General features: G+C 54.2%; 34 protein-coding genes. 5 read left to right on the top strand and 29 right to left on the bottom strand.

Translation table 11 applies throughout. The annotated features are described in order from the left end of the window. Positions 1 to 353 precede the first annotated feature (353 nt). The 19 genes from IR195_RS09400 to IR195_RS09310 form a co-directional block, all read right to left on the bottom strand. Positions 354 to 908, bottom strand: coding sequence for a DUF1799 domain-containing protein (locus IR195_RS09400; protein WP_206049772.1), 555 nt, complete (start codon positions 906 to 908; stop codon positions 354 to 356). Beyond that, complete coding sequence (locus IR195_RS09395) at positions 860 to 1201, bottom strand: hypothetical protein (protein ID WP_206049565.1); 342 nt, start codon at positions 1199 to 1201, stop codon at positions 860 to 862. Before IR195_RS09395 ends, IR195_RS09400 begins: the two co-directional genes overlap by 49 nt. A 79-nt stretch (positions 1202 to 1280) precedes the next feature. Continuing rightward, a complete protein-coding gene (locus IR195_RS09390) occupies positions 1281 to 2246 on the bottom strand; it encodes a phage tail tube protein (RefSeq protein ID WP_206049564.1) in 966 nt (321 codons plus the stop codon). Beyond that, positions 2239 to 2424 carry a hypothetical protein gene (locus IR195_RS09385; protein ID WP_206049839.1) on the bottom strand — a complete coding sequence of 62 codons (186 nt, stop codon included), beginning with the start codon at positions 2422 to 2424 and terminating at the stop codon, positions 2239 to 2241. The genes IR195_RS09390 and IR195_RS09385 overlap by 8 nt, the downstream gene beginning before the upstream one ends. Before the next feature lie 72 nt (positions 2425 to 2496). Further along, positions 2497 to 2895, bottom strand: coding sequence for a hypothetical protein (locus tag IR195_RS09380; protein ID WP_206049563.1), 399 nt, complete (start codon positions 2893 to 2895; stop codon positions 2497 to 2499). Further along, on the bottom strand, positions 2892 to 3494 hold the full coding sequence (locus tag IR195_RS09375) for a phage tail protein (protein WP_206049562.1): 603 nt from the start codon (positions 3492 to 3494) through the stop codon (positions 2892 to 2894). Before IR195_RS09375 ends, IR195_RS09380 begins: the two co-directional genes overlap by 4 nt. Before the next feature lie 12 nt (positions 3495 to 3506). Next, the gene (locus IR195_RS09370; protein ID WP_206049561.1) at positions 3507 to 3812 is read right to left on the bottom strand and encodes a head-tail joining protein; all 306 of its coding nucleotides are present in this window, start codon (positions 3810 to 3812) and stop codon (positions 3507 to 3509) included. Positions 3813 to 3823: 11 nt separating this feature from the next. Next, a complete protein-coding gene (locus IR195_RS09365) occupies positions 3824 to 4807 on the bottom strand; it encodes a major capsid protein (RefSeq protein WP_206049560.1) in 984 nt (327 codons plus the stop codon). Positions 4808 to 4872: 65 nt separating this feature from the next. Beyond that, positions 4873 to 5241 carry a head decoration protein gene (locus IR195_RS09360; protein WP_206049559.1) on the bottom strand — a complete coding sequence of 123 codons (369 nt, stop codon included), beginning with the start codon at positions 5239 to 5241 and terminating at the stop codon, positions 4873 to 4875. A 35-nt stretch (positions 5242 to 5276) separates the two neighbouring features. Continuing rightward, entirely contained in the window at positions 5277 to 6401 is a 1125-nt protein-coding gene (locus tag IR195_RS09355; protein ID WP_206049558.1) for a head maturation protease, ClpP-related, read from the bottom strand. A gap of 12 nt (positions 6402 to 6413) precedes the next feature. Continuing rightward, positions 6414 to 6722 carry an Acb2/Tad1 domain-containing protein gene (locus tag IR195_RS09350; RefSeq protein WP_206049557.1) on the bottom strand — a complete coding sequence of 103 codons (309 nt, stop codon included), beginning with the start codon at positions 6720 to 6722 and terminating at the stop codon, positions 6414 to 6416. Further along, positions 6719 to 8218, bottom strand: coding sequence for a phage portal protein (locus IR195_RS09345; RefSeq protein WP_206049556.1), 1500 nt, complete (start codon positions 8216 to 8218; stop codon positions 6719 to 6721). Before IR195_RS09345 ends, IR195_RS09350 begins: the two co-directional genes overlap by 4 nt. Position 8219: 1 nt before the next feature. Next, positions 8220 to 8444: a gpW family head-tail joining protein gene (gene gpW, locus IR195_RS09340; protein ID WP_125747745.1), complete on the bottom strand. Its 225-nt coding sequence runs from the start codon at positions 8442 to 8444 to the stop codon at positions 8220 to 8222. Between the two features lie 8 nt (positions 8445 to 8452). After that, positions 8453 to 10528 (bottom strand): phage terminase large subunit family protein, encoded by a 2076-nt coding sequence (locus IR195_RS09335; protein ID WP_125747743.1) that lies wholly within the window; start codon positions 10526 to 10528, stop codon positions 8453 to 8455. Next, positions 10521 to 11021: a DUF1441 family protein gene (locus IR195_RS09330; protein WP_206049555.1), complete on the bottom strand. Its 501-nt coding sequence runs from the start codon at positions 11019 to 11021 to the stop codon at positions 10521 to 10523. The genes IR195_RS09335 and IR195_RS09330 overlap by 8 nt, the downstream gene beginning before the upstream one ends. Before the next feature lie 223 nt (positions 11022 to 11244). After that, positions 11245 to 12183 (bottom strand): HNH endonuclease, encoded by a 939-nt coding sequence (locus IR195_RS20620; RefSeq protein WP_423250119.1) that lies wholly within the window; start codon positions 12181 to 12183, stop codon positions 11245 to 11247. Between the two features lie 159 nt (positions 12184 to 12342). After that, a complete protein-coding gene (locus IR195_RS09320) occupies positions 12343 to 12759 on the bottom strand; it encodes a hypothetical protein (RefSeq protein WP_206049553.1) in 417 nt (138 codons plus the stop codon). Further along, complete coding sequence (locus IR195_RS09315) at positions 12756 to 13118, bottom strand: phage holin family protein (RefSeq protein WP_206049552.1); 363 nt, start codon at positions 13116 to 13118, stop codon at positions 12756 to 12758. The genes IR195_RS09320 and IR195_RS09315 overlap by 4 nt, the downstream gene beginning before the upstream one ends. Before the next feature lie 28 nt (positions 13119 to 13146). Further along, positions 13147 to 13677, bottom strand: a complete 531-nt coding sequence (locus tag IR195_RS09310) for a glycoside hydrolase family 24 protein (RefSeq protein WP_206049551.1) — start codon at positions 13675 to 13677, stop codon at positions 13147 to 13149. 178 nt (positions 13678 to 13855) lie between these two features. On the opposite strand from IR195_RS09310, the gene IR195_RS09305 reads away from it, so the two are divergent. Together IR195_RS09305 and IR195_RS09300 are read left to right on the top strand one after the other, a co-directional pair. After that, positions 13856 to 14032 (top strand): hypothetical protein, encoded by a 177-nt coding sequence (locus IR195_RS09305; protein ID WP_164517046.1) that lies wholly within the window; start codon positions 13856 to 13858, stop codon positions 14030 to 14032. 353 nt (positions 14033 to 14385) lie between these two features. Then, the gene (locus IR195_RS09300; RefSeq protein ID WP_206049550.1) at positions 14386 to 16419 is read left to right on the top strand and encodes a sensor domain-containing diguanylate cyclase; all 2034 of its coding nucleotides are present in this window, start codon (positions 14386 to 14388) and stop codon (positions 16417 to 16419) included. Positions 16420 to 16472: 53 nt separating this feature from the next. Here the strand turns inward: IR195_RS09300 and IR195_RS09295 are convergent, their stop codons facing one another. Then, entirely contained in the window at positions 16473 to 16730 is a 258-nt protein-coding gene (locus IR195_RS09295; RefSeq protein ID WP_206049549.1) for a hypothetical protein, read from the bottom strand. A 392-nt stretch (positions 16731 to 17122) separates the two neighbouring features. On the opposite strand from IR195_RS09295, the gene IR195_RS09290 reads away from it, so the two are divergent. Further along, positions 17123 to 19675, top strand: a complete 2553-nt coding sequence (locus tag IR195_RS09290; RefSeq protein ID WP_206049548.1) for a bifunctional diguanylate cyclase/phosphodiesterase — start codon at positions 17123 to 17125, stop codon at positions 19673 to 19675. A 144-nt stretch (positions 19676 to 19819) separates the two neighbouring features. Here the strand turns inward: IR195_RS09290 and IR195_RS09285 are convergent, their stop codons facing one another. The 6 genes from IR195_RS09285 to IR195_RS09260 form a co-directional block, all read right to left on the bottom strand. After that, entirely contained in the window at positions 19820 to 20380 is a 561-nt protein-coding gene (locus IR195_RS09285) for a hypothetical protein (protein WP_206049547.1), read from the bottom strand. Further along, positions 20380 to 20889: a VRR-NUC domain-containing protein gene (locus IR195_RS09280; RefSeq protein WP_241006822.1), complete on the bottom strand. Its 510-nt coding sequence runs from the start codon at positions 20887 to 20889 to the stop codon at positions 20380 to 20382. Before IR195_RS09280 ends, IR195_RS09285 begins: the two co-directional genes overlap by 1 nt. Beyond that, positions 20886 to 21197 carry a hypothetical protein gene (locus IR195_RS09275; protein WP_206049546.1) on the bottom strand — a complete coding sequence of 104 codons (312 nt, stop codon included), beginning with the start codon at positions 21195 to 21197 and terminating at the stop codon, positions 20886 to 20888. Before IR195_RS09275 ends, IR195_RS09280 begins: the two co-directional genes overlap by 4 nt. Before the next feature lie 108 nt (positions 21198 to 21305). Beyond that, positions 21306 to 21464 (bottom strand): hypothetical protein, encoded by a 159-nt coding sequence (locus tag IR195_RS09270; protein ID WP_206049545.1) that lies wholly within the window; start codon positions 21462 to 21464, stop codon positions 21306 to 21308. Positions 21465 to 21466: 2 nt separating this feature from the next. Continuing rightward, a complete protein-coding gene (locus IR195_RS09265) occupies positions 21467 to 22195 on the bottom strand; it encodes a hypothetical protein (RefSeq protein WP_206049544.1) in 729 nt (242 codons plus the stop codon). Further along, on the bottom strand, positions 22189 to 23202 hold the full coding sequence (locus IR195_RS09260; RefSeq protein WP_206049543.1) for a hypothetical protein: 1014 nt from the start codon (positions 23200 to 23202) through the stop codon (positions 22189 to 22191). Before IR195_RS09260 ends, IR195_RS09265 begins: the two co-directional genes overlap by 7 nt. Before the next feature lie 83 nt (positions 23203 to 23285). Between IR195_RS09260 and IR195_RS09255 the strand changes: the two genes are divergently transcribed. Further along, positions 23286 to 23771: a hypothetical protein gene (locus IR195_RS09255; RefSeq protein ID WP_206049542.1), complete on the top strand. Its 486-nt coding sequence runs from the start codon at positions 23286 to 23288 to the stop codon at positions 23769 to 23771. A gap of 231 nt (positions 23772 to 24002) precedes the next feature. On the opposite strand, the gene IR195_RS09250 is transcribed toward IR195_RS09255, so the two are convergent. The 3 genes from IR195_RS09250 to IR195_RS09240 form a co-directional block, all read right to left on the bottom strand. Further along, positions 24003 to 24398, bottom strand: coding sequence for a hypothetical protein (locus tag IR195_RS09250; RefSeq protein ID WP_206049541.1), 396 nt, complete (start codon positions 24396 to 24398; stop codon positions 24003 to 24005). 4 nt (positions 24399 to 24402) lie between these two features. Beyond that, positions 24403 to 24774 (bottom strand): hypothetical protein, encoded by a 372-nt coding sequence (locus tag IR195_RS09245; protein ID WP_206049540.1) that lies wholly within the window; start codon positions 24772 to 24774, stop codon positions 24403 to 24405. A gap of 82 nt (positions 24775 to 24856) precedes the next feature. Further along, positions 24857 to 25093 (bottom strand): transcriptional regulator, encoded by a 237-nt coding sequence (locus IR195_RS09240; protein ID WP_206049539.1) that lies wholly within the window; start codon positions 25091 to 25093, stop codon positions 24857 to 24859. Between the two features lie 88 nt (positions 25094 to 25181). On the opposite strand from IR195_RS09240, the gene IR195_RS09235 reads away from it, so the two are divergent. Continuing rightward, positions 25182 to 25850 (top strand): LexA family protein, encoded by a 669-nt coding sequence (locus IR195_RS09235; protein ID WP_206049538.1) that lies wholly within the window; start codon positions 25182 to 25184, stop codon positions 25848 to 25850. The last annotated feature ends 8 nt before the right edge of the window (positions 25851 to 25858 follow it).

Here is a 25858-nt window from a genome sequence, read left to right as displayed (position 1 = left end):
TCGTGCTCCACAGTTATCACACGTTGAGCGACGGTCAGACACTTCAGCTTGACAATTTTTGCATACGACCCTGCCGCCTGTTATTGGCGCGACCTTTTTGTTGGCTTCCTTCGAGTCCCGAGCCGCAGAGATAAAAAACAGGCATGATGCAACAGCGACTACCACGGCCACTAGCCCGCCAAATATGACGACATACACTCCATAAAGAGCGGCAAGCGCTGCGGCCACACCAATCAACCACGGCGCTAACACCACCGCAATTATCACCAGCACTGCTAATATTAATATCTGAACCATCGCCCGCGCCTCTTGTGCAATACAACAAGAAACTTAGCGCACTTAATTCAATTTTGCTACGCCACAAGCGACCCATCACCGTAGCTATGTGGTAGATCCACCACGTTAATTAGCTCTTGCACATTAATGCGCTGTTGGTGCACTAGCTGGTATTGCTGCTCTACACATTGTTCAATGTATTGCGTGGCCTGTTGTCGCTCTTCAGCCTCTTGCTCAGCCATGTAGCTTTGCTCATTAAACGCGGCAAGCGCGCCCGCTTCGATATGCTGTATTTGGGTTAGCAGCTTGTCTTGCTCGTCGTAATCGAGGCGGGCGTATTTGGGGTGACCATAGAGCGAGGTGTAGTCGATCCCCAGCCGTTGCCCGCCAGACATACCTACTGCAACGCGCCACTGGGTACGCATGGCGAGAAACAGTTCTAGCGCTGGCCAGTGCTCTTGCCATACCTCGAAGTGCTGGGACGCATCATCTACATCGGCATCCTTTAGCCCCCATCGGTCAGCGTCTTTTTTTCGCTGATCTTTGGGGGCTGGGCCACTTGCCCACCACTGGCCAGCGCCGCTTAGTTTTTTGCGGCGGCCTGGCTTCGCCCTTCCTGTGCGGCATACCAGCTAATGATTAGCGGGCGACGAACGTAGGTCTTACGCATTGCCCAGGAAACAAGCTCGTCATCAAAGGGAAGATCCTTTTTGTCTTCGCCCTTAATGCCTGTGATGTTTTTTAGATCTTCCAAGACATCGTCGTCGCTTTTCTCTCCCGCTTGAAGCGCATCGGCAATTGCGCGGTATTCCGGCCAATCGTGAAGTTTCCATTCAGCCTGAATGGTAGATGGCTTCTTTTCGCCCGGCACTTGGACAGGCACATCAACGGTGGAAGTGGGGACGTCTTTCTTTACTAGAGACATGGTGTGTTCCTTTGATCAGCACAAACAAGTACGCCGCCCAGCGGCGGCGCGGTGCGGTTAGTGGTTGAGAGTTGGGGTGTTAGCGAAATACGTAGCGGTAATCGCCATCGCCTTCAGGGGCGGAAAGCAAACGCGTATCCATGGTGCAATGGGTAATGCCTTGCACTTCTACCTCCCCGTAGTTGGAGAGCTGCACGCGCGCAGCTTCAAAGTCCACGATATTGCCCGGCGTTTTGCCTTGGCCGTATGTCACTTCGTCCACGACCGTGCCGTTGTGCGATTCGACCTTCTCAAAAATATTGAGGTCTTCAAGGCGCGGTTTCTGGATGTTCAGCTGTCCGGTCGACTTGCGATCGGTAAGGTGGACGCCCTCATAGTTCACCAGATTACGAAGCTCGACCTGCCCGGTCATATCGAACGACCAGGACTGCATCGGTGCCTTGTAGCCAAACAGTTCAAACGTGCTGTTCTGCTTATTCACCGGCACTTCACCTGCTTGGGGCGCTTTGGTGGCTCCCGCAGGTGGCGCTTGCGTGGTGGGTCGTTGGTATAGCCCTGTTAAGCTAAATTCGAAATACGGCAGGCCTTTGGCATCGGTCGTGCGCGTAACGGTACCGCGCACGCCCGGTAACACCTGAAGTTCGTCATTATCAGACCACCAGAGCAATGACACTGAGGTGGCGTCGCTAGAGATGGGGTCGTAAATAACTTTTTCTTCACCGGGGACAGCGGTGTCGATGGTTTCGCTATGACCTGAGCAAAGCATTAGCGGCCAAAAAGACGGCGGCACACCGGGCGTTCCTGAGCCCGCATAGGGCGTCCGGATCGTGCGGGTTGAATACGGGGCCACATTGATTTGCTCGTTAGCACCAAAGCCCGGCTTCATGCGTTCGCGCTCTGCGGTATCACCCTGGTAAACGCCCGGCGACTCTTTTGTCATGACGTCAAAAAACACGGCAGCGCTCAGGTCGGTAGGCGTGACGCCATATTCATCCTCGACGATGGCGGCAACGGTCAGCAGTCGCCATAATAGTGGATCACTCATTACCCTTTACCTCTTGCTTGGCCGCCTTAGCGGGCTTGGGTGCTGCCGTTTCAGTTTTCACCGGAGCGCCAGCGGCTTTTTTGGCGGGCGCTTTCGTGTGCGTGGGTGTGGGCTTAGTGCGGTGCACTAGCTCGCGTTTGCCGTCACGGATGACGTAACGGCCTCCTGCGTTGGGCATGGGGGTTTCCTCCAGGCATAAAAAAACCCGCACGCGGCGGGAGTTTTAGGTTGGGTGGGGGTGTGTTAAGGGCTAGTTGCGCAGCCAGGTGTCAGTTGTCCAATATTCGCGCCACCAGATTAGCTCGCCGCGTATGTCGTGATTTTCACCGCCGAGGTACTCAACAGGATTGTGAAGGTCGCTAAATCCGTGCCCCATCAACGATTCGCGTAGCGCTTGCCGCTGGGCTTTAAATTCACCGCGCTTGCACACCAGCCAAATGCCATACGTTAGCCGCAATGGCTGCACGGGCTGTGTTGTGCGCGCTTCGCCAGTGACCCCATCTTTAGCTAGATACGCTAATACTGCGGGCGTTTGCTGATCGAAATTATCAATAGGTTCAGCAAATGGGGCGTGGTCTACCGTTGCCATACCTGGGCATTTATCACGCAAAAGCGCCAGCAGGTCGTCGATAACGTCTGGATCATTCATACCAGCCCTGCCTTCTTATTGAGGATGTAGTTAAGGCGGTCGTTAAACTGCTGGGGTAGGTCCTCGCGCACTAGGTTTTGCGCGGCGTCCATTACCTGCTGATTGTCGACCATTTCAGGGATTGAGGGGCCAAAGCGCATTTCTGGGGTGCTTTGGTTGTCGCTGCGCGTTTTGCGGCGAAAGATGTGGTTCTTTGCTAACCAGCCGCCTTGAACTAGCTTGCGGCCTTCGCCTTTACGCACCTGAACCGTAACGCCACGGCGGCGGACCATGCTGCCCTTTCGCGGCCCACTTTTGACACGTCGTTTCGGGTTAACCGAGACCCAACGTTCACGTGGCTTAAACTGAGTCAGCGGCAAGCGGCGGCCTGTATACAGCACCGCTCGGTCAATGTTGTCTCGATAACGCTCAATGGCCATCCGCTTGCGAATATCGCCAGCGCTCACGGTGTAGCGTTGACGGGTTTCTTTGCTAATGCGGGTGGCCGCTTTGCGAGCTGTGGCGTTAACCGCCCATTTCAGCGCCTTTTCTACGTCTTTCGGGTCGAACTGCTTTTTCAATTCCTGCAGGTCACGCACATCAAACTGTACGTTGGGCATAGCACCCCTCCCTCACGACACCCAGAGGCGACGCCAATAGCCGTCGTCTTCCAGAGTTTGTTGTACCGTCCACGTTCGATTGGCCAGCGCAATCGTGTCGCCCTGCCCAGACGCGGGCACCCGCTCAACCGGCACCAGAATCGTCGCTACACACATAGCGACTTGGTCTTGGTCGTACACTTCGTGGCTTAAATCCAGCTGGTACGGTATCTCAACCAAGGCTGCACCGCCCTTTGGCTGGTAAGTGCAAAGGCCATCGCTGAGGTTGTTAACAACCGCCTCATTGAGGCGGTTGGCGTACTGGCCAAAGAAGTCCATGGGGCACCCGTTTACTCAGTGAGCTTGATGCATGCCTGCGGGCGGGTGCATAGGTGCGCTGGGTTTGACTGCGCTTCCAGTTCCACGCCCTTGTTGTGGCGTAACGTTTCGGAGGACGCGTAGTACGGTAGACCTAGGGTATTAACGGTATCGTTGTAGTCTGCTGGAGCGAAACGAGTAATGAAGAGATCCATTACACCCAGCGGCACTACGCGCGCTTGGTCGTCCGGAATCTTAACCGCGCCACCACCACGATAACGCTCCCAGTAAATGCCACCAAAGAAGAAAGCATCACGCGGGTCGGCGCGCAGGCGCTCGCCATTCTGCCAGCGCTCGTAGGCTTCTTTGACTTTGCTGTGGCTAATAAATTTGCGCCAGAAGCTTTTGCCGCACATAGCAGTCGCGCCAGTGAAGGACAGGCCGCCCAGCGCCGCTTCAATGTGCTCATGAATGTCTAAGCACTTGCCTTGAATATCGGTGCCTGCGGTGCCGAGCGCCATGGCAACGGACTTTTCTTGAATACCAAACGCTTGGTAAAGGTCGTAGATAACGCCGGTGCCATCGGAATCCAGCACCTTGCCCTGAATCGCACCGATGCGGTGGTATTCGTGGGTGATGTCGATAAAGCGCGCCATCTTCGCCAAGCGGCGGTTTACAACGGTTTGCACGGCTTGCATTTGATCTTCGCTGCCAAACTGGCGGACGTTTTGAACCTCGTCGGCAAGGATGGTGGCAGTTGTTGGCAAGTGTGCAGTGGTGAAGGTGATGCCCTTGCGCTTGTCGCCGCCAATCACTTGACCGGGTGCGCCGCGGGGCTTGTTTTCCACTAAGCCAAGCTTTTCGCCGTCTTTCTCAATCAGTACGCTGGTGGTACTGACACCTTCGGGATCAAACAAGCCTAGAGAACCAATCTGGTTAGGCGCGTAATCAACTTCGTTAATGGCGGCGGTGAGCGACACCATTTCAAAAATATCGGAATCAAAGGGACCAGGCATGGTCAGTCTCTCTCTTTTCGGTGATCAATAAGGGGATGCTGCCCTGCCTGGGCAGTCAGCGTGGCTTAGTCGCGAGTGATGATGTGCAACGCGGCGAGGGATTCAATGCCAGCGGCAATCTGCGGATCTGTTGCTGCAGCAGGCCAGGTGAGCATTGCGCCATGTACGGTGCAATCACGGGCATGGACTACACAGGGCTGAGGCTCGGTACTGGCATCCACGGCGGCGTAAAGCACCGCCACTGCCGTTTCAGTGCCGTCACTAGCGGCAGGTGCTAGCTGCACATAATTCCCATCGGCGTTTAACGCCAGCACCGTGCCGGGCACATGCTTGCCGCTGGCTAGCGTGCCTTGCTCACGTGAGCGCTTCGGATTCGCCTCTTCCAACAAGTGCTCGGCGGTATGGGTGCCTTCGGTATATGTCTGGGTTGGCATGACACTGCCTCTTCTATCGAGTTAATGGGCGCAGGTTAGGCCTGCTTGGGGCGATGGCGGGCATAGATCTTGTCGTAATCAATGCCCTTGCGGTGCCCGCCTTCTGGCGAGTGGCTGTTGTGGATGGTGAAGCGGTTTCCGTGGGCAGCGGCTACGTCGTAGATGTATTCGCTGGCTTGTTTATCATCCATGCCGTTGGCAATCAGCTTTTCCATGAGCTGCGCTTGGCCAGTTGTCTGACAGGCTTTGACGATGGCGGTAATGCGGGTGCGTTCTGCTGCGACGGCTTGCGTCATCAGTGAGTCAGCCACGCTGGGTGCATTTTCCTGAACCCATTCAGCCGTAACAGCGAGGCTTTCAAGCGCTGCGGGTTGCTGCTGGCGTAGCGCGATAATTTGATCGCCCAAGTCAGCCGCTTGTGCTTCGGCTTCTTCCGGCGTCATATCAAACGCAAGCGCCAGCGCATCAGCTGCGGTCATCGTTTCATTACCGGCGCCCGCCAGCTTGGCTTTCAGCGTGGCAATTTCGCCCGCTTGCTCCAGCTGTTTCATGAAGAGCTTGGGATCAGCACAGGCCACGGCTTTTAGCTGTGCGTCTGCCTCAGTGGCAAAGCCCCATTCAATGGCTTCGTCTGACCCTAAGAAGGTGTCGCCTTGATCCAGTAAGGCGGCAATCTCGTCTTTATCTTTGCCCGTGGTGGCGGCATAAATGTCCACCATGGCGGCATCGATGGTTTTTAGGTTCTTGGCTGTCTCTTCCATTTCCTGGGCATTGTAGAAACCCAGCATTAAGCCGCTTGCGCGGTGCGTCATCATGGTAGAGCCGATGGCCATCGAGCGTGTGTCCCCGGCCATCATGATGATGGTGGCAATGCTCGCGGCAGTGCCGGTCACGCGGGTATGCACCTTGGCGGTATGGTTGCGCAGATAGTTGTAAATGCGCACGCCACTGGCGACGTCGCCACCCGGGCTGTTGATCTCTAGCGTGATTTCATCCAGTTCGCCTAACCCATCGACGGCGGCAATAAACTCGCGGGCGGGTTGTTCGCCGGTGAAATCACTGATCCAGTCAGGCGCCCAGTCGCTGCCGATAGGCTTATCAATCGAGATGATGGCTTTGCGCGGGTTATCCGCCATGGCCTGTGCTTTGAACCATTTCATGGCAATTACCTTCTAGATGGTTGGCTGCGCCACGGCGCGCACTAGCGCCATGATTCCGGTTTGAATGTCTGTCTTGCCGATAGCAGCCCACCGAAGCGGCTCAGCGTTTTCAAAACGCCGTAGCTCTTCACATTCAGGACGCATATACATGGAGGCCTTTACTGCAGCGGCCTTGGCTTCTAAATCTTCCTTCAGTCGAGCATCAAGCTCAGACTGAAGATCAAGCAGCTCAGCACCTTTCGCCTTAATGCGATTCATGAGGTCGATTTCTTCTTGGCTCAGGCTGCGGTAACCACTGATCTTGGTGTGCTGGTCCTTCATGTGGGGTCCTCTTCTTCGGTGGCGGCCAGGGCTTCGAGCGCTTTTTGTAGCCCGCCGTTTTTGGCTGTAATGCGTGGGTCGGAATCCAGCACCAGGCCGTACTTGTCGGCGCTGGCGTTGCCCTTGGCAATCTCGGCATCGAGCAGATCCAGCGACCAGCCGCGCTCGCCTGCCTTTTCGCTGCGTGGGGCTAGACCGCCACGCACTTCAAGCAGATCGGCGGTAACTTCTTTCAGAGGATCTACCCAACTCCACTTAGGCGCGATCCAATCAATAGCGAGCAACTGACTGCGCCGCTGCCAGTAGTTGGCGACCTGCAGGCGGCCGCTGGTGACAGCAACGTCTAACCATTTGGCGGCAATACGACGGCACCACTGGTGAACAATCAGATGGGCTTGTAGCGCTTCGGCTCGGCGGCGGAACTCGAGAAGGCCAGCACGAATTGAGCTGTAGTTCACGCCTTTGAGGTCGCCTGTCAGCTGCTCGTAGGTAATGCCAGCACCGGTGGCCACCGCTAATAGTTCTGTGCGTAGCCACTCGGTATATTGACTCTGAATATCGGGCGGTGTGGAGAACGTGACTTCTTCGTCATCTTCTAAATAGTGAATACCGCCGGGCGTGAACTCGGTTAGCCCTTCGTCAGCTTCCCCGGGCATAGTGACGTGGGTGCCAAAAAACGGGCCGTCATCTTCGGGATCGTGGTCGGTTTTGCGCTTAACGAATGCGCCAAACAGTTGGGCGAGCTTTTGCCGTGCTAGCGTGGCGTCCTGCATTTCGTCAATTTCATACAGCCGCACAATCACGCTTGTCAGCTCTGGTACGCCGCGTAGCTGTCCTGGCCGGGTGCGGCGGTACATGTGGATGACGTTATCAGCCGGTACCGGTACGCGTTCGTTATAGGCCGCCGTCAGTTGTTCGTGTGGGTGGTAACGCCACAGGTGGTAGGCGGTACGCTGACCAATGCCATCAAACTCAATCCCCATCCGAATCAAGCGGCTCCCGAAAGCGCGGCTAAAAGCTGGGTCGAGGTGTTCGGCTTCAATCACCTGCAGCTGCATAGGCACGCTGAGGCCGTCTGTAGCTCGGCGGTATCGGATGCGGCCTAACGCTTCGCCTGCTTCGAACTGGGAACCCAGCGCCAGCGCTTGCAGGCCGTAAAAGTTGTCAACGCCATCTGCATCGCACTCTTCTATCCAGCGGTCCCACAACGCTTGAGTGGCGGGGTCGCCCCACTGGGGTTTGATGCCGGTGCCCACTAGGTTGGAAACATACTTTTCCTTGGCGCTGGAGGCATAAGCGTTGTTGCGAATGGCGTTGTGGCTACGGGCCTGCAGAATAGGCAGGCTGCGTTCTATCGGTGTGTTGGGGCCGCTAACAACATTGCCCTTGCCCGCCATGCGGCGCTTCGTGCTTGCCCCTTCGTACTGAGAATTTACGGGCACCAGGTGACCGCCGCGCATCGTCATACGGATGCGCGGTTTGGTGAATGCAGTCATGTTAGAGGCCCTTCGAGGTCATCACGATACGGGATCGGGTGCGTCGCTTGTTAGCAGGTATCAATGTGGCTGCAATCGTGCGTTCTAAATCACGGAGCTTGTCGATGTCGGTTTGGGCAAACTGCACAGTGCGACCGTTGTGGGTAACAGAGACAACACGTTTGCCCAGCCCGAGATCTACAATGGCCTGCCGAACCTCGGCAAGCTGTTCGGGTGTATAGGCCATGTTCGCTCCTAAAGTCTGGGTTTCACGACACGGGCGCGTCGTTTGCGTGGCTGTTTTGCGCTTGCAGCTTCGATGGCCTGCGCTTGCGGTGCAGTGCTGTCAGGCTGAATCACCAGCATGTTGGTATCCCAGCTTTCGGCCCACGCGGGCGGCTGTTCCCAGTTGATCTTTTCAACTTTAAGGAGGATCAGCAGCGCGAGGTTATAAACACATAGGTCGAAGGCTTCGTTAGCTTTTTTGCCTGGCTTTGACCACTTGCCTGTTTTGGGGTCACGCACTTCGTAGGTCAGCTCGTCATGCCACCAGCGGCCAAGCCATGCCGGAGTGTGTAGGTAGCCCATTCCGGGATTGTTGCGATCCAGCATGGAAGCAACGGCGTCTTTCAGTAAGTCGGTGCCTAGCAGGTATAGCGGCACGTCACCTTTCGCTGAGCTTTTGCGGCTTTTGCGGCCGGTGTTGTCGGGCCATGTTTTGCGCACACGGTTAGGGGTTTTGCTACTGGCCCCCTTTAACAGGTAAACGCGATTCTGCACGCCTGCTTTGGCTAAGCGGCGGTACCATTCGTAGGCCTGATTAGTAACTGACTCTTCACCTTCACCTTCCCCGCCAGTATCAACACCCACGGCTAAAATCGGCATTCTGCGGCCTGAGCCATCGGCCAACTTGTAGGTGCGGTGGATCACATCACGGGTAATGAGATCCCAGTCTTCGGGGTGACTGGCTGGGCTGATTGCCCGTGGCTCTTGGTCATTTTCTGGGCCACGGTCGTCTTTGATGTTGAAGCGGTCGACTACCCAGGTTTCTCGGTGCGGGCCGTTGCCATGCACCTGCACGACGAAGCGGCGATCTTTGCCGCCCTGCACATCAATAGTGGCGGTTAGGAACCTTACGCCATGGGGCACCGTGCGTTTGACGGTGTCTTCTGCTCTGTCCAATAGCCGTTGACTGCTGCGCTGGGTGGTTTTACGCCTGAACAGGTACGGCCTGCCCCAGTCGGTATTGATGACGGTCTTTAGCGTTTCTTGGCTATCCGTTTGGGCGTAGGTCTCTTCTGCTCGCGCCAGCTTCTCTGCCAGGCTTACCCAACTCTGAAACGCTGCACTAGGCCCTTCCATCCAAAACGAAGCGATGCGGGTTTGTCGGCGTGTCCCTATTAGTTCGCCGCTGGCCGTTAATTCCATACCTTCGGGAACCCATCGGCCTGTCAGGTTGAGCGCTCGCTTTTGCGAAGGCTCCACCAGCGTGCCACAGTGCGGGCAGAATGCTTGGCGCGCCGCTAGGTTGAAGTTGTCCATGGTGGGTGTAAACCACTGCTGACAGGAGTGCTCCTGACACTGCCAGTACCATAAACGGCGGTCGCCTTGGTTGAATAGATCCAAAATGCCGGTGGTGGGCGGCGCCATGTGAGGGCAATCTGCTGGTCGCTCCCAGTCCAGGTCTACCACTTCTCGTCCTGGCGAGCTCTCCGCCAGTGTCATTCCGGTGGAGCCAAACGTTTGCGTACGTTTTGCGCCTAGCGTGAAGGCGTCACCTTCGCCGTCGATATTTTCAGGCAAGCGGTCAAAGTCGGTAATCAGTACAAACTGGTAATCAGAGCTGGCCAATACATTTTTAGACGGCCATTTGATGCCAAGGTAATTGCCAGCCCTAAAGGTTTTGTCGTGAACATTGTTATCGTGGCCGCGCGGGCTGAGGCGCTTAGCGAGGTCTGGCGAGTTCTGCAGCATCCTGTCGATGCGCTTCTTGCTGAACTCACGCGCCTTCTCTTCCGAGATCTGAACAATCAACCCGTCGCCTGGGTCGCAGTCGATCTTATAGGCAACGTAGCCATCCACCAGGGCGTTTGTTTTACCTGTACGCGCTGGGCCTGCGAATATAACGGCGTCATAAAGGCGCGAGCCCATGCAGTCCAGCGGCTCTACCATATAAGGCGTGGCATCTGCCGACCAATCCCTAACCGTGCCGTCACCACCCACCACCTTCATGCGCTCAGCAGCGGCTTGGCTTGCGCGAATGCGGCGCGGCGGGCGTATCAGCTCAGCAACATCACGACGAATGGCAGCGGCGCTGGCTAGGTTACTCATCATCGTTGCCTTCGTCGTCACTCACAATTACTTGATACATCTGCTCGCGTAGAGCGTCTGTAGTTTGTTCCACCAATTCAATTGCCTCTGGTGGCAAGCCTGCATCGCGCTCGAGCATATCGGCGAGACTATCCAGTCCGCTGGCAACCGCTTTAGCGAGGCGCGACATTTCCCTGTGCGCCTCCTCAACCGGTACCAAAAGGCGCATTTCCTTCTCAAGCTTTACGCGTGAGATCTCAGATGCATACCAATCTTTGCGGTCGCTGGGGTGATAATCATTAGGGTCGGTAGCAGTCCCTGGCCGTGACTCGCTGAACAGCGCGGGGCCTGCATCCTTTAGTGCGTAAACGTTCGCACCGTTCCGAGAGCCAGCGGGAACCACACCCGATTCTTTGAGGCGTTTACGCACCGTGTCGCGGTGCAGACCAAACGCGTCGGCCAGCCTGGTGATGTTCCAGTTGTAGGCCTCTTCAAGGCGATTGATCTCTGCCACACGCTTGTCATCCTATCGGCACCGTACCTCTATTGATTTCGGCAGCATCGGCACCGCTAAATGCGGCAACCACGCGGATTAAAGCCAGGTGCTGCTGACGACCATGAACTGCCGAAAATTTGTCGAATTCCGCGGCTGCTTTCCCCCGTGGACAAGGCAATGCTCCTGGGAAGGACCCGCCATTTTTTTGCACCAAAATGGATCAAAAGCGGTTTATTCAAACCTACCAACCATCCCACTTGTCTGCCTTATCAATGTTGCAGGCTCTGCACAGAAGTTGTGCGTTCTCTTTTGAGTGGATGCCGCCTTTGCTTAACGGCTGAATATGATCAAGCTCGGGGGCATCGGCGTGCGTAGTTCCACGCAGCCCAACCGGGGTAAGCACACCGCACTGATTGCAGATCCAACCATCTCTTTCAAACACATCAAAAGGATCAAACGCGCCATAGGCAGCACGGCCGGATCTCTCTGCCGCTCTTCGTGCTGACTTTTCTCTTCGTTTGAGTACACGGGCAGCAGCCTGCTCGCAGCTATCAGAGCATACTCGCGACTTGCTTCCATACAGCCTTGAGAACACACAGCCGCATTGCGTGCATTTAATCGGCTCTCTACGACTGTGTTTAACAGCCTCGTACTGTTTAGCCCGATCCCTGCCAGCCTCAAGACGACATCGCTTGGAGCAGATCTTTACGCCACGCCTTGATGCAAATTGAGACGAGCATTGAACACATTCAATGAGCACAATTCTGGTATACGGACCAGTCCGAAGAGGCGTGTAGCTTTCCGAGCACACCCTGCTACAAAAGGTTTCACCCTCGCCTCTTGGTCGCTTTGTGTAGTAAGTCTTCGCACAATTCTTGCAGCTGTATGGGCCTCTACCCCTAGACGAAGGGCGGGAAGCCGAGGCGCACTCAACGCTACAGAACTTCTTTGCCGCAACTTCAAACGGCCTGAGGCTGAATGTTTTCGCGCACGCGGGGCAGGACCAGTCGACGCGCCTCTTTTTTCGGCCTTTGACGCCAGATGTCTTTTGCTTGTCTCGTTGTTGTCGCTGAAGGTCTCGGCACTTCTTAGAACAATAGACACGCCTGCGGCCCCTCGACGGCTGAATAAGGGTAACGCCGCAAGCAATACAGCACCCTGCTGACTGTTCTTTGCTCATACGCCTTATAACCCCTAGCTATCGTCACCTTCGCTGTTCTGGATAATATCAGCAACCGCCGCCCGATCAGCATTGAACCGGCGCCTAAGCGCCTCATATTCAGCTAGCAAGAACAAAAGCCCTTTATTGCCTTGCAGAATCAACGGTGGCGGGGGTAGCTCACTGGTTAGGTGTTCGGGTACCGCCGGGCAGTGGCTCTGCATCTCCATCTGCTGAATGTTGGAGCTCGCGCACCCAGTCAGTGATAACAGTAGGCCTATTGCCATCGAGCCAATCACGCGCTTCAGCATTGGTTTCTCCCAGTCTTTCCAGCGCTACTGTGCTGGCGCGCATGTCGTCAGCAATAATGGTTAGCGTTTGGTCGCGCTCGGACATGGCAGCGTTGAGCGTTTCAATCTGCTGGCGCTGCCATTGCTGGTGCTCGTGCAGAATCTCGGCCCTTTCGCGCTGGCGCTCGGCTTCGGCTTGGTAGGCGTCCCGCTGGGTAGTGACGTGCTGCCAGTAGAGATAAGCACTCACCAGGGCTAAGCCTCCCAGCGCCCCCCCCATCGCCCGACTCTTGAGCGTGCCGATCATTTGAGCAGCTTCCGAAGAAAGCCGAGAAAGATCTCGTAGAGGCCATCGGCCTTCTCCCGCATCCAGTCAGTGCCCAGGAATGCCAAGAACACGCACGGCGGGAACGCAATGATGGGCGGCCAGCCTTGTGACTCGGCGACCCACAGGAACACAGGGAACAGCGGCGTAGCCAGCAGCGTGCACATCACCGCGCCTAGCAGAGAGCGCTTGAAGCTGCCGCCTTCATGCACTCCACGCACAAATGCCATAGCAAACGTCACGATAGAAACCAATGCGATTGGCATGTACTCGAGCAGCCAGTGCCAGTTGTTAGGGTCACGATTTGGCATGGCGCGTTTCTCTTTTCGTCTTGAATTCATGGCGCACCTCTCGGGCGGGCCTCGTCAGTTAGTCGATGGAAATGCCGCCAGCCGCTTTATAAACGCTCAGCAGCTCATCAGTTGCCAGTTCCCGCTGGCCATAGCCAGCGCCGGGAAGGCTCGCCCAAATCTTGCGGCAAGCGTGGATGGCGTCACGGATACGGCCGTCATGGATCAATGAAAGCGCTTTACATTGTCGAATGAGATGCACCGCACCCATGTCTTGGCTTGATGGAGTGAAGTCAGGGAGATTGAAACGCTCGGCTAAATCGTCCCAAGTGCGCGTCAAAAACTGGTACCGCCCAGCAGCGCTAGACTTAATCCTGTAAGCAGGCAGCCATACAAGCTGACGTGGGTGATCGTCGTAACAATCGAACGTCTTTCCGCCCACAATCACATCGTAGCCGTCCTCATAACCGAAACGCGGTGTACCTTCGGCATAGGCCAGCATGTCTAGGAACGCGGAGACGTTGCCCGCGCGCGTATCTTTAGGCGGTTCTGGCTCAACGCGCAGCAGTTCCGCCTCCTGAAGCCAATGGGTAGGAGAATGAGCAGACATAGACAGCCTCGGACACTGGAGACGTGAAGTAACCAGGCAGAAAGGATTAAACAAACGGGAACAGAGAGGAGTAAGCGGTGCCGAATAATGTTACAAGGGCTATCCAGTCTTGGATGACTGAGCTATAGCCTAATCTTAAAACGCAAATACACCTCTCAAATGGAACCTGGAGGATCGCATGAAAAAGTGGATTATGATGGCGGCTGCTAATTGGCTGCGTAAGCCAGAAAACCAGCAGAAAGCTAAATCAGCATGGAACAAGTTTAGAGATCGCAAATCTTCGAAACAGACACCGCAACATCAGCGCAATACGACTGAGCGCCGACCTGGCGAAAACTCCGATAGGCAGCCTTAACCCCCGGGCGGAACCAACCTAGCTTCCTTGGAAAAGTAAAACTTAGAACTTAGATACGCAAAAGCCCTGCCGGTTACCCGGCAGGGCTTCGATGTGGGGTGGCTTAAGCGCGTAGCTTTGGCAGCCTACGGATTAGGATGCACCAAACCCGACACTAAAGCAAATTTTATAATCGAATGGCTTTCATCGGGTGCACCATGGTCTCCACCAAAACACGAACTGATGTAATGTATAGAATGGGGCAACATTTCATACAGTATTTCTTTAACTGCTAATATAAGCCGGACTTTTTATTAATAAAAAAATAGACGATACGCTACTGCGTTGACCCCCTCTCCTGACAGGTGCTGTAAATGACACTGACATTAAATGGAAAATCTACTCAAAGACATCGTGTTAAACGATTATTTTTTCGTCTTATTTCTTTTCCCTTCGCTACGCTTCGTGGGCGCCTAGTCATTGGTGCCATAGTGCTGTGGAGTCTGCTTTGCCTCATTGTCTTAACGTTTGGCTGGAAGGCGGGACGGCTCCTGGTTAATGAGACTAATAACCAGCATCTGCGGTATGAAGCGGAACTCATCAGCAACTCTATTACATTTCAAGTGAATGAACGAGTCAGAGAACTTGAGCGTTTGGCGGAGAGTATTACGCAGCCAAGGGAAGGTGCTCTTCTTGAACAGCATGCTTATACCATGGAGCCACTCTTTGAGGCACTGCTACTCTACGATCTGAATAGCAAAATTATTGACGAGTGGCCGGCCGACGGAGGTGCCAAAGGCTATAGTTTTGCCGATCGAGAATATGCACGCTTTATGCACGCATTTAAAACCCCATACGTCAGCGAACCTCTTATAGGACGTATTTCAAATACACCGCTGGTGCTAATGCTGGTTCCCATGCATGACAACCAGGGACGCTACACAGGCTTTTTAGGTGGTTTAGTCAATATAAAACAAAGCCGACTGTTCAGAAATTTTGAGCAAATCCGTCTGGGCGATAACGGCTATGTCACAATTACGACCGCGTCTGGACTGCGTATTTACTCCCCAGGTCAACAAGAAGCTATCGTGACATTACCCGATACTATTTCACCAGTCCTAGACAAGGCGCTGGATGGATGGGAAGGCGAAAGTGTGGGCCGCTCGCTATCAGATGAGCCTCAACTGGTAGCCTATCGACAAATTTGGCCTGCTAACTGGATCGTTGGCGTACATCTACCACAAGACCAAGCCGAAGCCCCCCTTATTGCAGGCATGAAGAAAATCACTGTTTATGCCTGGGGCGTGCTCATCCTTATCTTACCTCTAGTATGGGGAGTGATATGGATAACGTTACGCTCCCTAGTTCAGCTTGCTCAGCAGGTTCAAGAACTTCAAGATGGGCGCCGCTCTGTACTTAATATTCCGACCAGTGCGATGGAGCTTCGACGCGTCATAGATGTAATTAATGCGACAGAGTCTGCTCGTCAGGTCAGCTTAAATGATCTAGCCGAGCAGGAGGCAATGCTAAGAGGGACGCTATCCGCTTCGCCGCTGGGCATGTTTGTTACGGATCAACGTGGTCACTTGACGTTTATTAATGATTCCTTACATCAGCTATTGGGAGATGACGCCCCTAGCAGTCTAAATGACTGGAGCGACCGGGTTCACTGCGATGATCGCCAAGATGTTAGATCGGCTTGGCTGCGTAGTCTTGTAAAACAATCGAGCTTTGCGCGTCAATTTCGCTTCGTAGGTACTAATCAAGAGTTGTACTGGTTAGATGTGCATACAGCCGCTATTCGTGTAAACGATAAGTTCATAGGGACCGTCGGCACGGTGCGAGATATTACCCAACATTACAATGATTATGCTCAAAAGAACTGGGAAGCAGAGCATGACCCTCTGACCCGCTTGCTTAATCGTCGTGGGCTTAGGAGGCACCTAAAAGAGTTGTTTAATCAATGGCAAAGTACGGAAAAACCGACAGCAGTTATTCTTTTCGATCTGGATCATTTTAAACCGGTGAACGACCAAGGAGGTCACGCCCTCGGCGATCAAATGCTTCAACAGATCGCTAGTGTTATACAAAACGAAGTGCGAAGCAGTGATTATACAGCTCGCCAAGGCGGGGATGAATTTGCCATTCTGCTACCAGGCTGCACACCAGAGCGTGCCCCTATGATTGCTGAGTCCCTGCGCGCAAGCATTGCCGCTTGCTCAGTTGAAGCTAATGGACGCCAATGGAAAGTTACCGCAAGTATAGGTGTGAGCCACTTCCACAAAGGCGATAAGACTATCGATGATGTTCTATCTCGCGCTGATGCGGCCAGCTATCGAGCTAAGAAGAATGGACGCAATCAAATTGAAGTGTCGGAGGTGAAGCCTAAATTTTTAATAGTCGTTTAGACTATAGAGATAGTCAGAGCGTTGGCCATCATTTTTGGCCAACGCAACCCTATCTATTCCTGCCCGACCTCCCCCACCACCAACACTTGCCATAACCGCTTACGCCCTCGCTTACCCGCCACCTGCAACGCCTCAACACTCTCAAAATGTCTAACGCCCTCATTTATCCCCAGCGCCCTAAGCAACACCTCCTGCCATTCGACCATTTGCCTAGCAGTCACCATCCAAATACTGTTGCCCATCTTCTCTGGACGTATATGGGCCACTTGCATCAACATGGCGGCGGCTTGGCGCTTGGGTGCAAGGCGCACCAGGCGGCACGCAAGGGGAACAGCGGAAAGCAAAAAGCCCCGCCGGAAGTGAACTGCCTCCCGACACTTTAGCAATTATAATTATGTTTTTTTAGAGACGCATTGCTATTCAAATTTGCTCCAACCTAAATATGTAACAATTAGCAGCGCGGAAGAAAAATTAAAATAGCAGGAAGTTAAAGGAGAAAAGAAATTTGCCGATCTTAAATGGACTAGATCAGCTTCGCCCATAGCTGCCGTTGATGACCAGTAGAGAACCTCCACCAAAAGCGTTCAGCCGAGGTGCTCCGCTCATTTAAAACCGTTGATCAGGCTTAGGCCGTAATTGCACAAGGTCAATGCAAGCGCAGCAAGCTGCAACTTAGCCCACTTTCTAGCCCGGCGAAATACCTATGACACGAGCCCCTGTTCCGCCCCTCTCTAATGACGCGGCACCATACATTGACATAACACGCCTTGCTTCGCGCTATTTAATTTATGTCATCTTCGCCTTGTTTCTTACAGCAGGACTGACGCTGGTCTATCTAAGCCTTTCGATCGACGAAAGTCATGTCGAGCACAGCGAGACCGACGCCGCCAGGGCGATTGAGAGTAGAAAAGACAAAAACGGTACAGCGTTAGCTGACTATGCCTTCTGGATCGACGCTTATAATTACACATACAACTCCGTTAACATGACATGGGCCTATGACCGTGACAACATTGGCCCCTCTCTTTTTCCAACCTATGGCCTAGATGGCGTGTTTATCGTTGGGCCGGATGCGACGACCCGTTACGGCCTCATTGACGGCGAGCTTAGTGAAATTCCCTTAAATGCGTGGATAAACGGAGACTTGTCCGCTCTGTTTGCCGAAGCGCGCAGAGGATCCGTTGAAGACGAAATCGCGTATGGGTATTTTTCTGTAAAAGAAACCCCCGCCATCGTGTCCGTTGCGGTAATCCGGCCAGACAGTTCCTATGAACAATTCGACGAGCTGTCGTATTTGGTTTATGTCGACGTACTTACGAAAGCCAAGCTAAAGGAGATAGAAGAAACCTATGATCTCCGCGGTCTTAATGCGAGCTTTGGCGTCTCTAACGCCACACAAAGACCTAAGATCAGTTTGCAAGAAGATGTCGGCGAGGTGGTGACTTTACAATGGGAAGGTAAGGCGCTGGGCCGTTCGATGTTGACCAAGTTACTTCCGATGATGCTCTTACTCGGTGTGCTGTTAGCCTTGCTTGTAAAAAGTCTTCGCAGTCGCATCATCCTCGCAAGTGAGATGATTGAGATGGCACAGCATGATTTACGAATCAGCGAGCAGCGCTTTAAGAATATATCGGAAGCGTCCTCAGACTGGATCTGGGAGACAGACCCGAATCAGATCTTAACCTATTTATCTGAGCGTTTTGCTCAGCTAACAGGCTTTCCTTGCCACAACTGGATTGGACGGCCTTTGCAAGAACTTTTAAATTACGATACCAATACGCTGGCATGCGCAGCCGAACAAGGCAATGCCAGTGGACGCAAGCCAATTCTTTGTGAAATGCGTGACAACAACGACATAATTCACTACTGCCAGCTGCATGCTCATGCGGTAAGAGTGGATAATCAATTGCTGGGTTATCAAGGGACTGTTTGTGATATTACCCAAGAAATTGAAGCCAAGGCGCACATCGAGCATATCAGCTACCATGATTCCCTGACCGGACTCGCAAACCGTTACCGCCTCAACCATTACCTCAACGATCGGCTTAAAAAAGGACTGAACGACGATCGCCCTCTTTTTTTACTAGCGCTGGATCTCGACCGCTTCAAGCCCATTAACGACATCTTTGGTCACGCTGCTGGGGATTGGGTTCTCAGGCAGGTTGCTGATGCAATCAGTAAATGCACCCGTGAGACTGACTTGGTGGCAAGACTGGGCGGGGATGAGTTTATCGTAGTGGCTAATAATTGCCGCACCTATGAGCATGCAGAACACCTGTGCCAACGCCTGATTGAGAAAATCAATCAACCAATTCCGTATAACGGGAATGACCTCAACATTGGCGTGAGCATTGGCATAGTCGCTGCACCCTATCAAGGCTTAAATGCCCAGGATTTATTGCGTTACGCGGACATCGCGCTATATGAGGCAAAAGCTAACGGACGCAACCTGTTCTGCTTCTTCGAGCCTGCAATGAATGAACGCATCATGGAACGCCGTAAGTTGGAAATGGATATGCGTCATGCATTGCGTTTGCAAGAATTTCGCCTTGATTTTCAGCCACGCTATAATGTGGCTTTGCAAACGATAGTCGGTGCCGAGGCGCTGGTGCGTTGGCAGCATCCAATAAGGGATCTGCTCAGCCCCGCTTACTTCATACCCCTAGCTGAAGAAACAGGCCTGATCTTCGAGCTCAGTGACTGGGTGCTGCACGAGGCCTGCCTCAACGCCCTAAGCTGGAACGATAGTTTGATGGTGTCAGTGAATCTATCTCCAGTTGAATTTCAACGCAACGATTTGGTGGAACGCATTTCTGCCGTATTGGAACATACAGGCATCTCACCCAATCGCCTAGAGTTAGAAATCACTGAAAGCGTGATGCTCGATGATGCTGCCTCAGCGCTGACGACACTGAACCAGCTCAAATCGCTAGGGGTGCGCTTGTCGATGGATGATTTCGGAACGGGCTATTCCTCACTCAGCTATTTGCGTAACTACCCTTTCGATGGAATTAAGATTGATCGCAGTTTTATTATGGGGCTGGATCTTTCAACGGATAGTAACGCAATAGTCAACGCTATCATCAGCATGGGCCACGCACTTTCTTTAACTGTTACTGCCGAAGGCATCGAGACCGCGGACCAATTTGGAAAACTGGAAGAGCTTTCATGCGATCAAGCCCAGGGATTCTACCTGGGTCGGCCCATGTCACCTGCTATGTTCAAGCAAGTCATCAAGGAAGCAGAGGTAACCTGACTAAATCGGGTTAAATTTCTCCTTTCCGACATGACTGTTATAAATCAGTTAGAGACTTTTTTAACAGCTAAATAAACGATTAAACGAGAGTGCTTTTATGAGTATCGTTGACCTTCTATTCAGGTCAACGACTCGCTACATTCCTTACAGCACTTGCACTTCCCCCTGCGCTAGCCATTCCCACAGCCGCTTACGCCCCCTCTTACCCGCCACCTGCAACGCCTCAACACTCTCAAAATGTCTAATGCCCTCATTCATCCCCAGCGCTCTGAGCAATACCTCCTGTCGTTCCACCATCTGCCTCGCCGTAACCACCCACTTGCTGGCGCCCATCTTCTCGGGACGCACCCGGGCAGCCTGCAAGAGCATCGCCGCGGCTTGGCGTTTGGGTAGTTGATCGAGCATTACACCGCAGGCTTTATGCCACTCGCTTTGAGGGTGGTAGCGAAGTGCGGCCAGCATGGCCTGATCACTACGCCCACCGCCGCCCGGCATCTCTCCCGCCAGAGCCGTCACACTGAACGGTTGGAAGCCAGGGTTATCGTGGCGATAATCCAGCTGCAGCTCCAGCATGGTGTCAATGATACGGGACACCGCTGCATCACGCGCTCGCTCATCACTCTTTGCGGCCTCAACGACACGCCAGGGGTTTGCTACCCGCTTCCAACCATCAAACTGCATCACTTTCCCCTTAAGCTGCGTCATCACCCCTTCCTCCATTCACTACCACTTTCCAGCGCCAGCCGATCACCCACTATTTGCGTACGTGGCCAACTGGCGTATTCCCGCAACACCGCTTTCGCCTCATCGAGCCCTCGCGCCAGCACGGCGCAGTAGCCTTCGTATTCGCTACCTTCCAACCAATCGAACTGACTAGGCGCCAGCGCGGCGTCACGCGGGGGCGTTGCCTTGAATTCCAGGTACAAGCCAAACCAGCCGCCGCGGGCTTGGCGCACGGGTAAGTCGGACACGCCCGCCTTCACGCCCTGCCTTTTGAGATCGCTGGCGGTTTTCTTGTTGCGCTGGCCACCGTTGGGAACGTGATAAATCGCGTCGAAGAGCGGCCCCACCTCGGTACCGCGCATCTTCTCGCCATACAGCCAACGAATCAGCACGGCTTGCTCCTGCCCTTCCCAATCAACAGGCTTTGCCCGGGGGGCGTCGCTTTTAGTCAGTGCACGCGGGCGGCGGGGTTTCTGGATTCGTAACGTCACGCCATCCCCCCAGCGATCTGGTCGAGCATTCGTTGCTGGCGCTCCCAACATTGGTAATCGGCCACGATGCGCTCCAGCATCGCCCGTGCCGTATCGTTATGATCAAGTTCGGCACGGCTTTGGATACCACACGAATGACGGATGAAATCAGCGCAGTCCTCCGGGCTATGAGTACCATCGGGCAGTTGCCGATACTCAAGCGCTTTTGCTTGGCGGCGGCGGCAATCGAGGTACAAACCGAATCGCACGTTTTGGCACAATAACGCGGCACGGCGCGCCTGCTGGCCACCTTTCAATGCTTCACCCATCGTTACGCTCCCCTTGATCGTTCAACTCTTCGACACTCTTGCAAAAGGCGCCAGCCGCACAGGCCACCGCGATGAATACACCCACCAGCACGCCCAACAGAAACCAGCTCATGCCGTCCATTGCCGACGCCCTCCACGCTGTGATTTGCGCATGCACTGCTTGCACGCCGGTAACTGCTCACCAGTACCCGGGGCACGGAAGTCGTCGGCGCTTTTGCGGTAGTGGCACTGGGGGCATTTAGGGCGGTTATAAACACGACTCAACATGGTTAACGCCCTCCCATCGCGGCCAACGGCACGCCTGCTTGTGCCAGCAGCTCACGGCGGCGGGCTTCTTCCTGCTCACGCGCTTCCCGGCGCGCTTGGGCGTGGGCATCCGCCGGTTTATTGATGATCTCGCGCAGCTGGCTCACCATCCGCTTACGCTGGCGCTGCCCCTCTTGGGTCAAGGGCTTTTCCGGCGGCGGCAGCAAGTGCGCCACCTTCGGCGCAGGCAGCTTGCCTGCAGAAACAGCTTCGTTCAGTACGATCTCGCGGCGCTGCTGGTCATGCCCAAGCGATACCTGCCACTGAGGCTGGCGCCCTTCTGCCTTCGCCGCCTCCAGTTCACGCTCATACGCCGCCAGGAACGCCATGCGGCCACCAATCTGATCACCTCCGGACAGCACCGGCTTGGCCACACCTAGCGCCCGGGCAATCTCTGGAGTCCACACAACGGTTTCCTGTTCGTCCAAGCTACGCAGAGCTAACGCCCAAGCCTCGTTCGGCAACAGGTGTGCATTGGCACTCGGTAGCCGGTCGATAATCGCGGCCAGAGTCAGCTTGCCGTGTAGCTCGGTACGGCAGCGGGCCAAGGCACGGCGGATTTCGGCAAACGGGTAGCCGCTTAAGTCGTCGGTGATCAATACTGCGGCAGTTGGGCGGATCTCCTGCCCCAATACCTCGGCCGTGGCGTACACCAGTTCGAGTACCTGGTCAGACTCTTGGGCGGTTAGCATGACGAAGACTCCTGCTGTTGGCGGCGGGCGGCCATGATGCGCTTGGCCTCCTCCGCGTTGTTCAGGTTGGTTTGTGTGCTGTCGACTTGGCGGGCGCGGGTCTGAGTGACCTGCTGGCCAGTGGCAAGCTGTGTAGCGATGGATTCGCAGTCCTGGAGGAGTAAGCCCACTGGGTGCATGCGGGCGGTGTAAAACTGGCTATTGAGCTTCAGGTAGTAAGCGGCCACGGCAGGCGCACGCTCAACACCTACACGGTCGACCAGTTGGCTCATGTTGGCACCAGCCTTTTGATTCCAGACCGGCCAGGTGCCGTAACGGGCACGGTAAGCGCAGGCGTAGTTCGCCCAGGGCTTGAACGTCTTGGCTTTTGGATCACGGGTACCCGGCATGTCGGCAGGAATTCGCGCCAGCAGATCAGCAGCGCTTTCTTGCGATGACTGGCGTGAGCAGGATTGAGGTTCGTCAGCGCCCAGGTAATCACCCTCTGATGCAGCGGGGCTCGTCCCCGGTGCGCCTTTCTGAGTACTCTCTGCTGTAGTCTCTGTAGTAATCTCTGTAATAGTTTGGCGCTTTCCGCCATCACTGATTGGCGCATCTGTACAATCTAGTTTGGCGCTTTCCGCCATACTGGGTGGCGAGTTCGTACATTCTTGATTGGCGGATTCCGCCATACTGGAATGGCGCTTTTGTGCAACCTGCATAAGGGCAGCTTCAAGCGCCTCACGGTCAAGGCGGTAATAGGTTTTACAAGGCACGCCACGTCGCACTTCCTCAACGTAACCCTTGCTGACCAGTTTCTTGCGGGCCGTCTCTTGCTCACGACGCGTCATACCCGTTTCTTCCGTCCATTCCGACTGCGTTTTATAGAACCAGCCGTCGCTATCTTTGGTTCGGGTAGACCAGTACACGCATTGAGAAAGCATCAGCGCACCTGTAATACCAAGCCCCAGGTCTACAAACGTGCGGTTGAAGGCGATTGGCCTATCGAGCAGGTTAAGCATGCTCATAATGCACTCCACAAATAGGATGTCCCACCGTCACCCGCTAAAGTGATAGTTGAGACACCACCTACTAACAGGAGGAAAACGACGTGGCTAAACCGGATCAAAAGCTTAAAAACGAAATACTTGAGGCCGCAGCTAGCAGCTTCCCCAATCCATTTGAAGTTGATAGCTGGAACCGAGAACTGGGCAAAGACATAGTCACTGCGACGGTCAGCTATCTGAAAGAGCATGGTCTGGTGGAAGCCACCGGGCGTGTGAGAATGGGTGTGCTCGACAGCTTTCACGATGTCACTATCACCAGCGCGGGCTTTGACTACCTCAGCGAAGACGGTGGACTGACCGCAGAGCTGGGCGTTGTGACCGTTCGAATTGAAGCCGAAACGATTCAAGCGCTGGTCGCTGCTCAGATCGAAATGACGGATGCAACTAGGCAAGAGAAGAACCTCCTGCGCCAGCAACTTCAGGCGCTTTCGAAAGAGGGCCACCAGCGTCTAGCCAGCCAACTGATTCGCCTAGGTCTAGAGGCGGCTCCGCGCTCCATTGAATGGCTGAAAACACTGATCGTCCCTTGATCACGTCAATCTGCTTGAACAGCAGATACCCACTTCCCATGCAAAAACACAGGTACTCCACCGTTTGTGGGCGGCAGGCAAAGCGAAGCTCTAGCGCCAGCCCTTTGCCTTCCTCAAACCACACACGGCTATCAAGTAGGTGGGCAGCGCTTGGAAAGCCCGATTTCGAATCTGGAAAGAAATGCGTGGCAGGCATAGGCTGCGCCAGCGTCTTATCCGTTAGCAACTTGCTCATACCGTACCCCCTAAATAGAAAGCCACACCGCATCCCGCTAGAGTGATAGTTGCAACACCATTCACTAATAGAAGGAAAACGACGTGGCTGAAAACGAATACGATGCCCTTTGGGATGCCCATGAGCGTGAAGAATTTAAGAGACGCCATATCGACCCAAATGAATGTTTGGTCGACGATCAACTGGAGGTTACGCGCGAAGTGCTTAAGCAATTCATGATCATATTTCTTGAGCACCACTTGAGCCGCCGCTATCGCAGCTTGGGGCTGGCCCTTGAAGGTGTTGAGTTGTTCCAAGCGCGTGCCGCTGAGGTCCACCATTGGCATCCAAGCGAAACCCAAGGAATGAACGTCGACGATTTGCTGATCTTGTTGGCCGGAGAGTTTGAGCATGTGGCTATCCCTCCCGACGCGCGTGAGGTGATACGGATGAGGACGCCTTATCTTCCTGAGTGGTTTGATATTGAGGCTCGCCTCGCTTAGCCCCTTTTTTGGGAACTTGCGTAAGCGGTAACCCCAAGCGCTGGCGATAGAGCGCCAGCGTTTCGGCCATTTGATCAGCCTCTTCTCTAAGCGCCTTGGCGCTCCATTCCAGGCCAGCCGCCTTGTGATATTTCTCCTGGATACCTTCGATCAACCCGCCCAAGGCTTTTTCAACTTCCCACTGTTCCATTTCCTCGAGCGGTGGCCCGATGTGCCCAAGCCCCTGCTTGAGTGAGTCAAGGCGGCGCCGAAGCTCTGCCGTGCTGAACTGGCTCTGGTTGCTCATACCCTCACCTCACAAATACCTGTACACACAAACAGACCAGCGGCGAGGGCTGTGCTGTTATGCGCGATTGCATACACTGGAATCATTGAGACGCCACCTTTTCAGTAAGAGGCTGAACAAATACAGACGGGCAAAGTTGAGCAGCTGTAAATTTGCCACCAGTCAATTTTTCAGCACGTAGAGCAACAGCCGGAGACATGCCATGCTTGCCTCGAACCCATCCTGAAACTGTTGCTTGATCCACATTAAGTAGCTCAGCAGCTTTAATCTGCGTGCCGAAGAAACCCACCAAGCTTTGGAAGGTAGAGGTTTGGCTCATCTTTGGGCGCTCCATAATAGGCATTCCCATATAATAGATACAGGCATACCCGTTTGCAAGTGTATGGGTTCGCCTATATAAACCACTTATGGAATTCAAAGACCGCCTTAAAAAAGCCAGGAAGTTAGCTGGCCTCAATCAAGCAGAGCTCGCCAAAAAAATTGGCGTGCAGCAAACCAGTATCTCGGATTTAGAGCGCGGCAAGTCTAAATCAACGTCCTTTTCCACCCAGATGGCACATGAACTAGGCGTGAGCGCCCTGTGGCTTGCTACTGGTAAAGGCGAAATGGTTCCTAGCGCCGTAAGTTCTGTGTCCGACAGCAACGTGTCTATGGCGCCTACACCAATGCGCTACTATCGCTACCCTGTGATCTCTAGCGTTCAAGCAGGCAAGTTCGCTGAATGCGTGGTGCCTTATCCTTCAGGCATGGAAGAACAACACGAGAGCACAGACTATGACGCCAAAGGCCCGGCCTTTTGGCTGGAAGTTTCCGGGGATTCAATGACCGCGCCAGCGGGCGTAAGGCCTAGTATTACCGAAGGGACGCTAGTGCTAGTAGATACCGGCATTGAAGCCACCCCAGGCAAGCTGGTGGTAGCTCAGCTGGATGAAAGCAACGAAGCTACATTCAAGAAATACATCGTAGAAAGCGGACAGAAATACTTAAAACCGCTTAACCCCGCTTATCCATTGATACCTATCAACGGGAACTGTCGAATACTTGGTGTAGCAGTTGAGGCTAAAACAAAACTTTAAAGCCCGTA

Source organism: Vreelandella venusta (assembly GCF_015689495.1).
Taxonomy (GTDB): Bacteria; Pseudomonadota; Gammaproteobacteria; order Pseudomonadales; family Halomonadaceae; genus Vreelandella; species Vreelandella venusta.
Note: the sequence above shows the minus strand (reverse complement) of the source record. Positions and strands in the feature narration are given on the sequence as shown.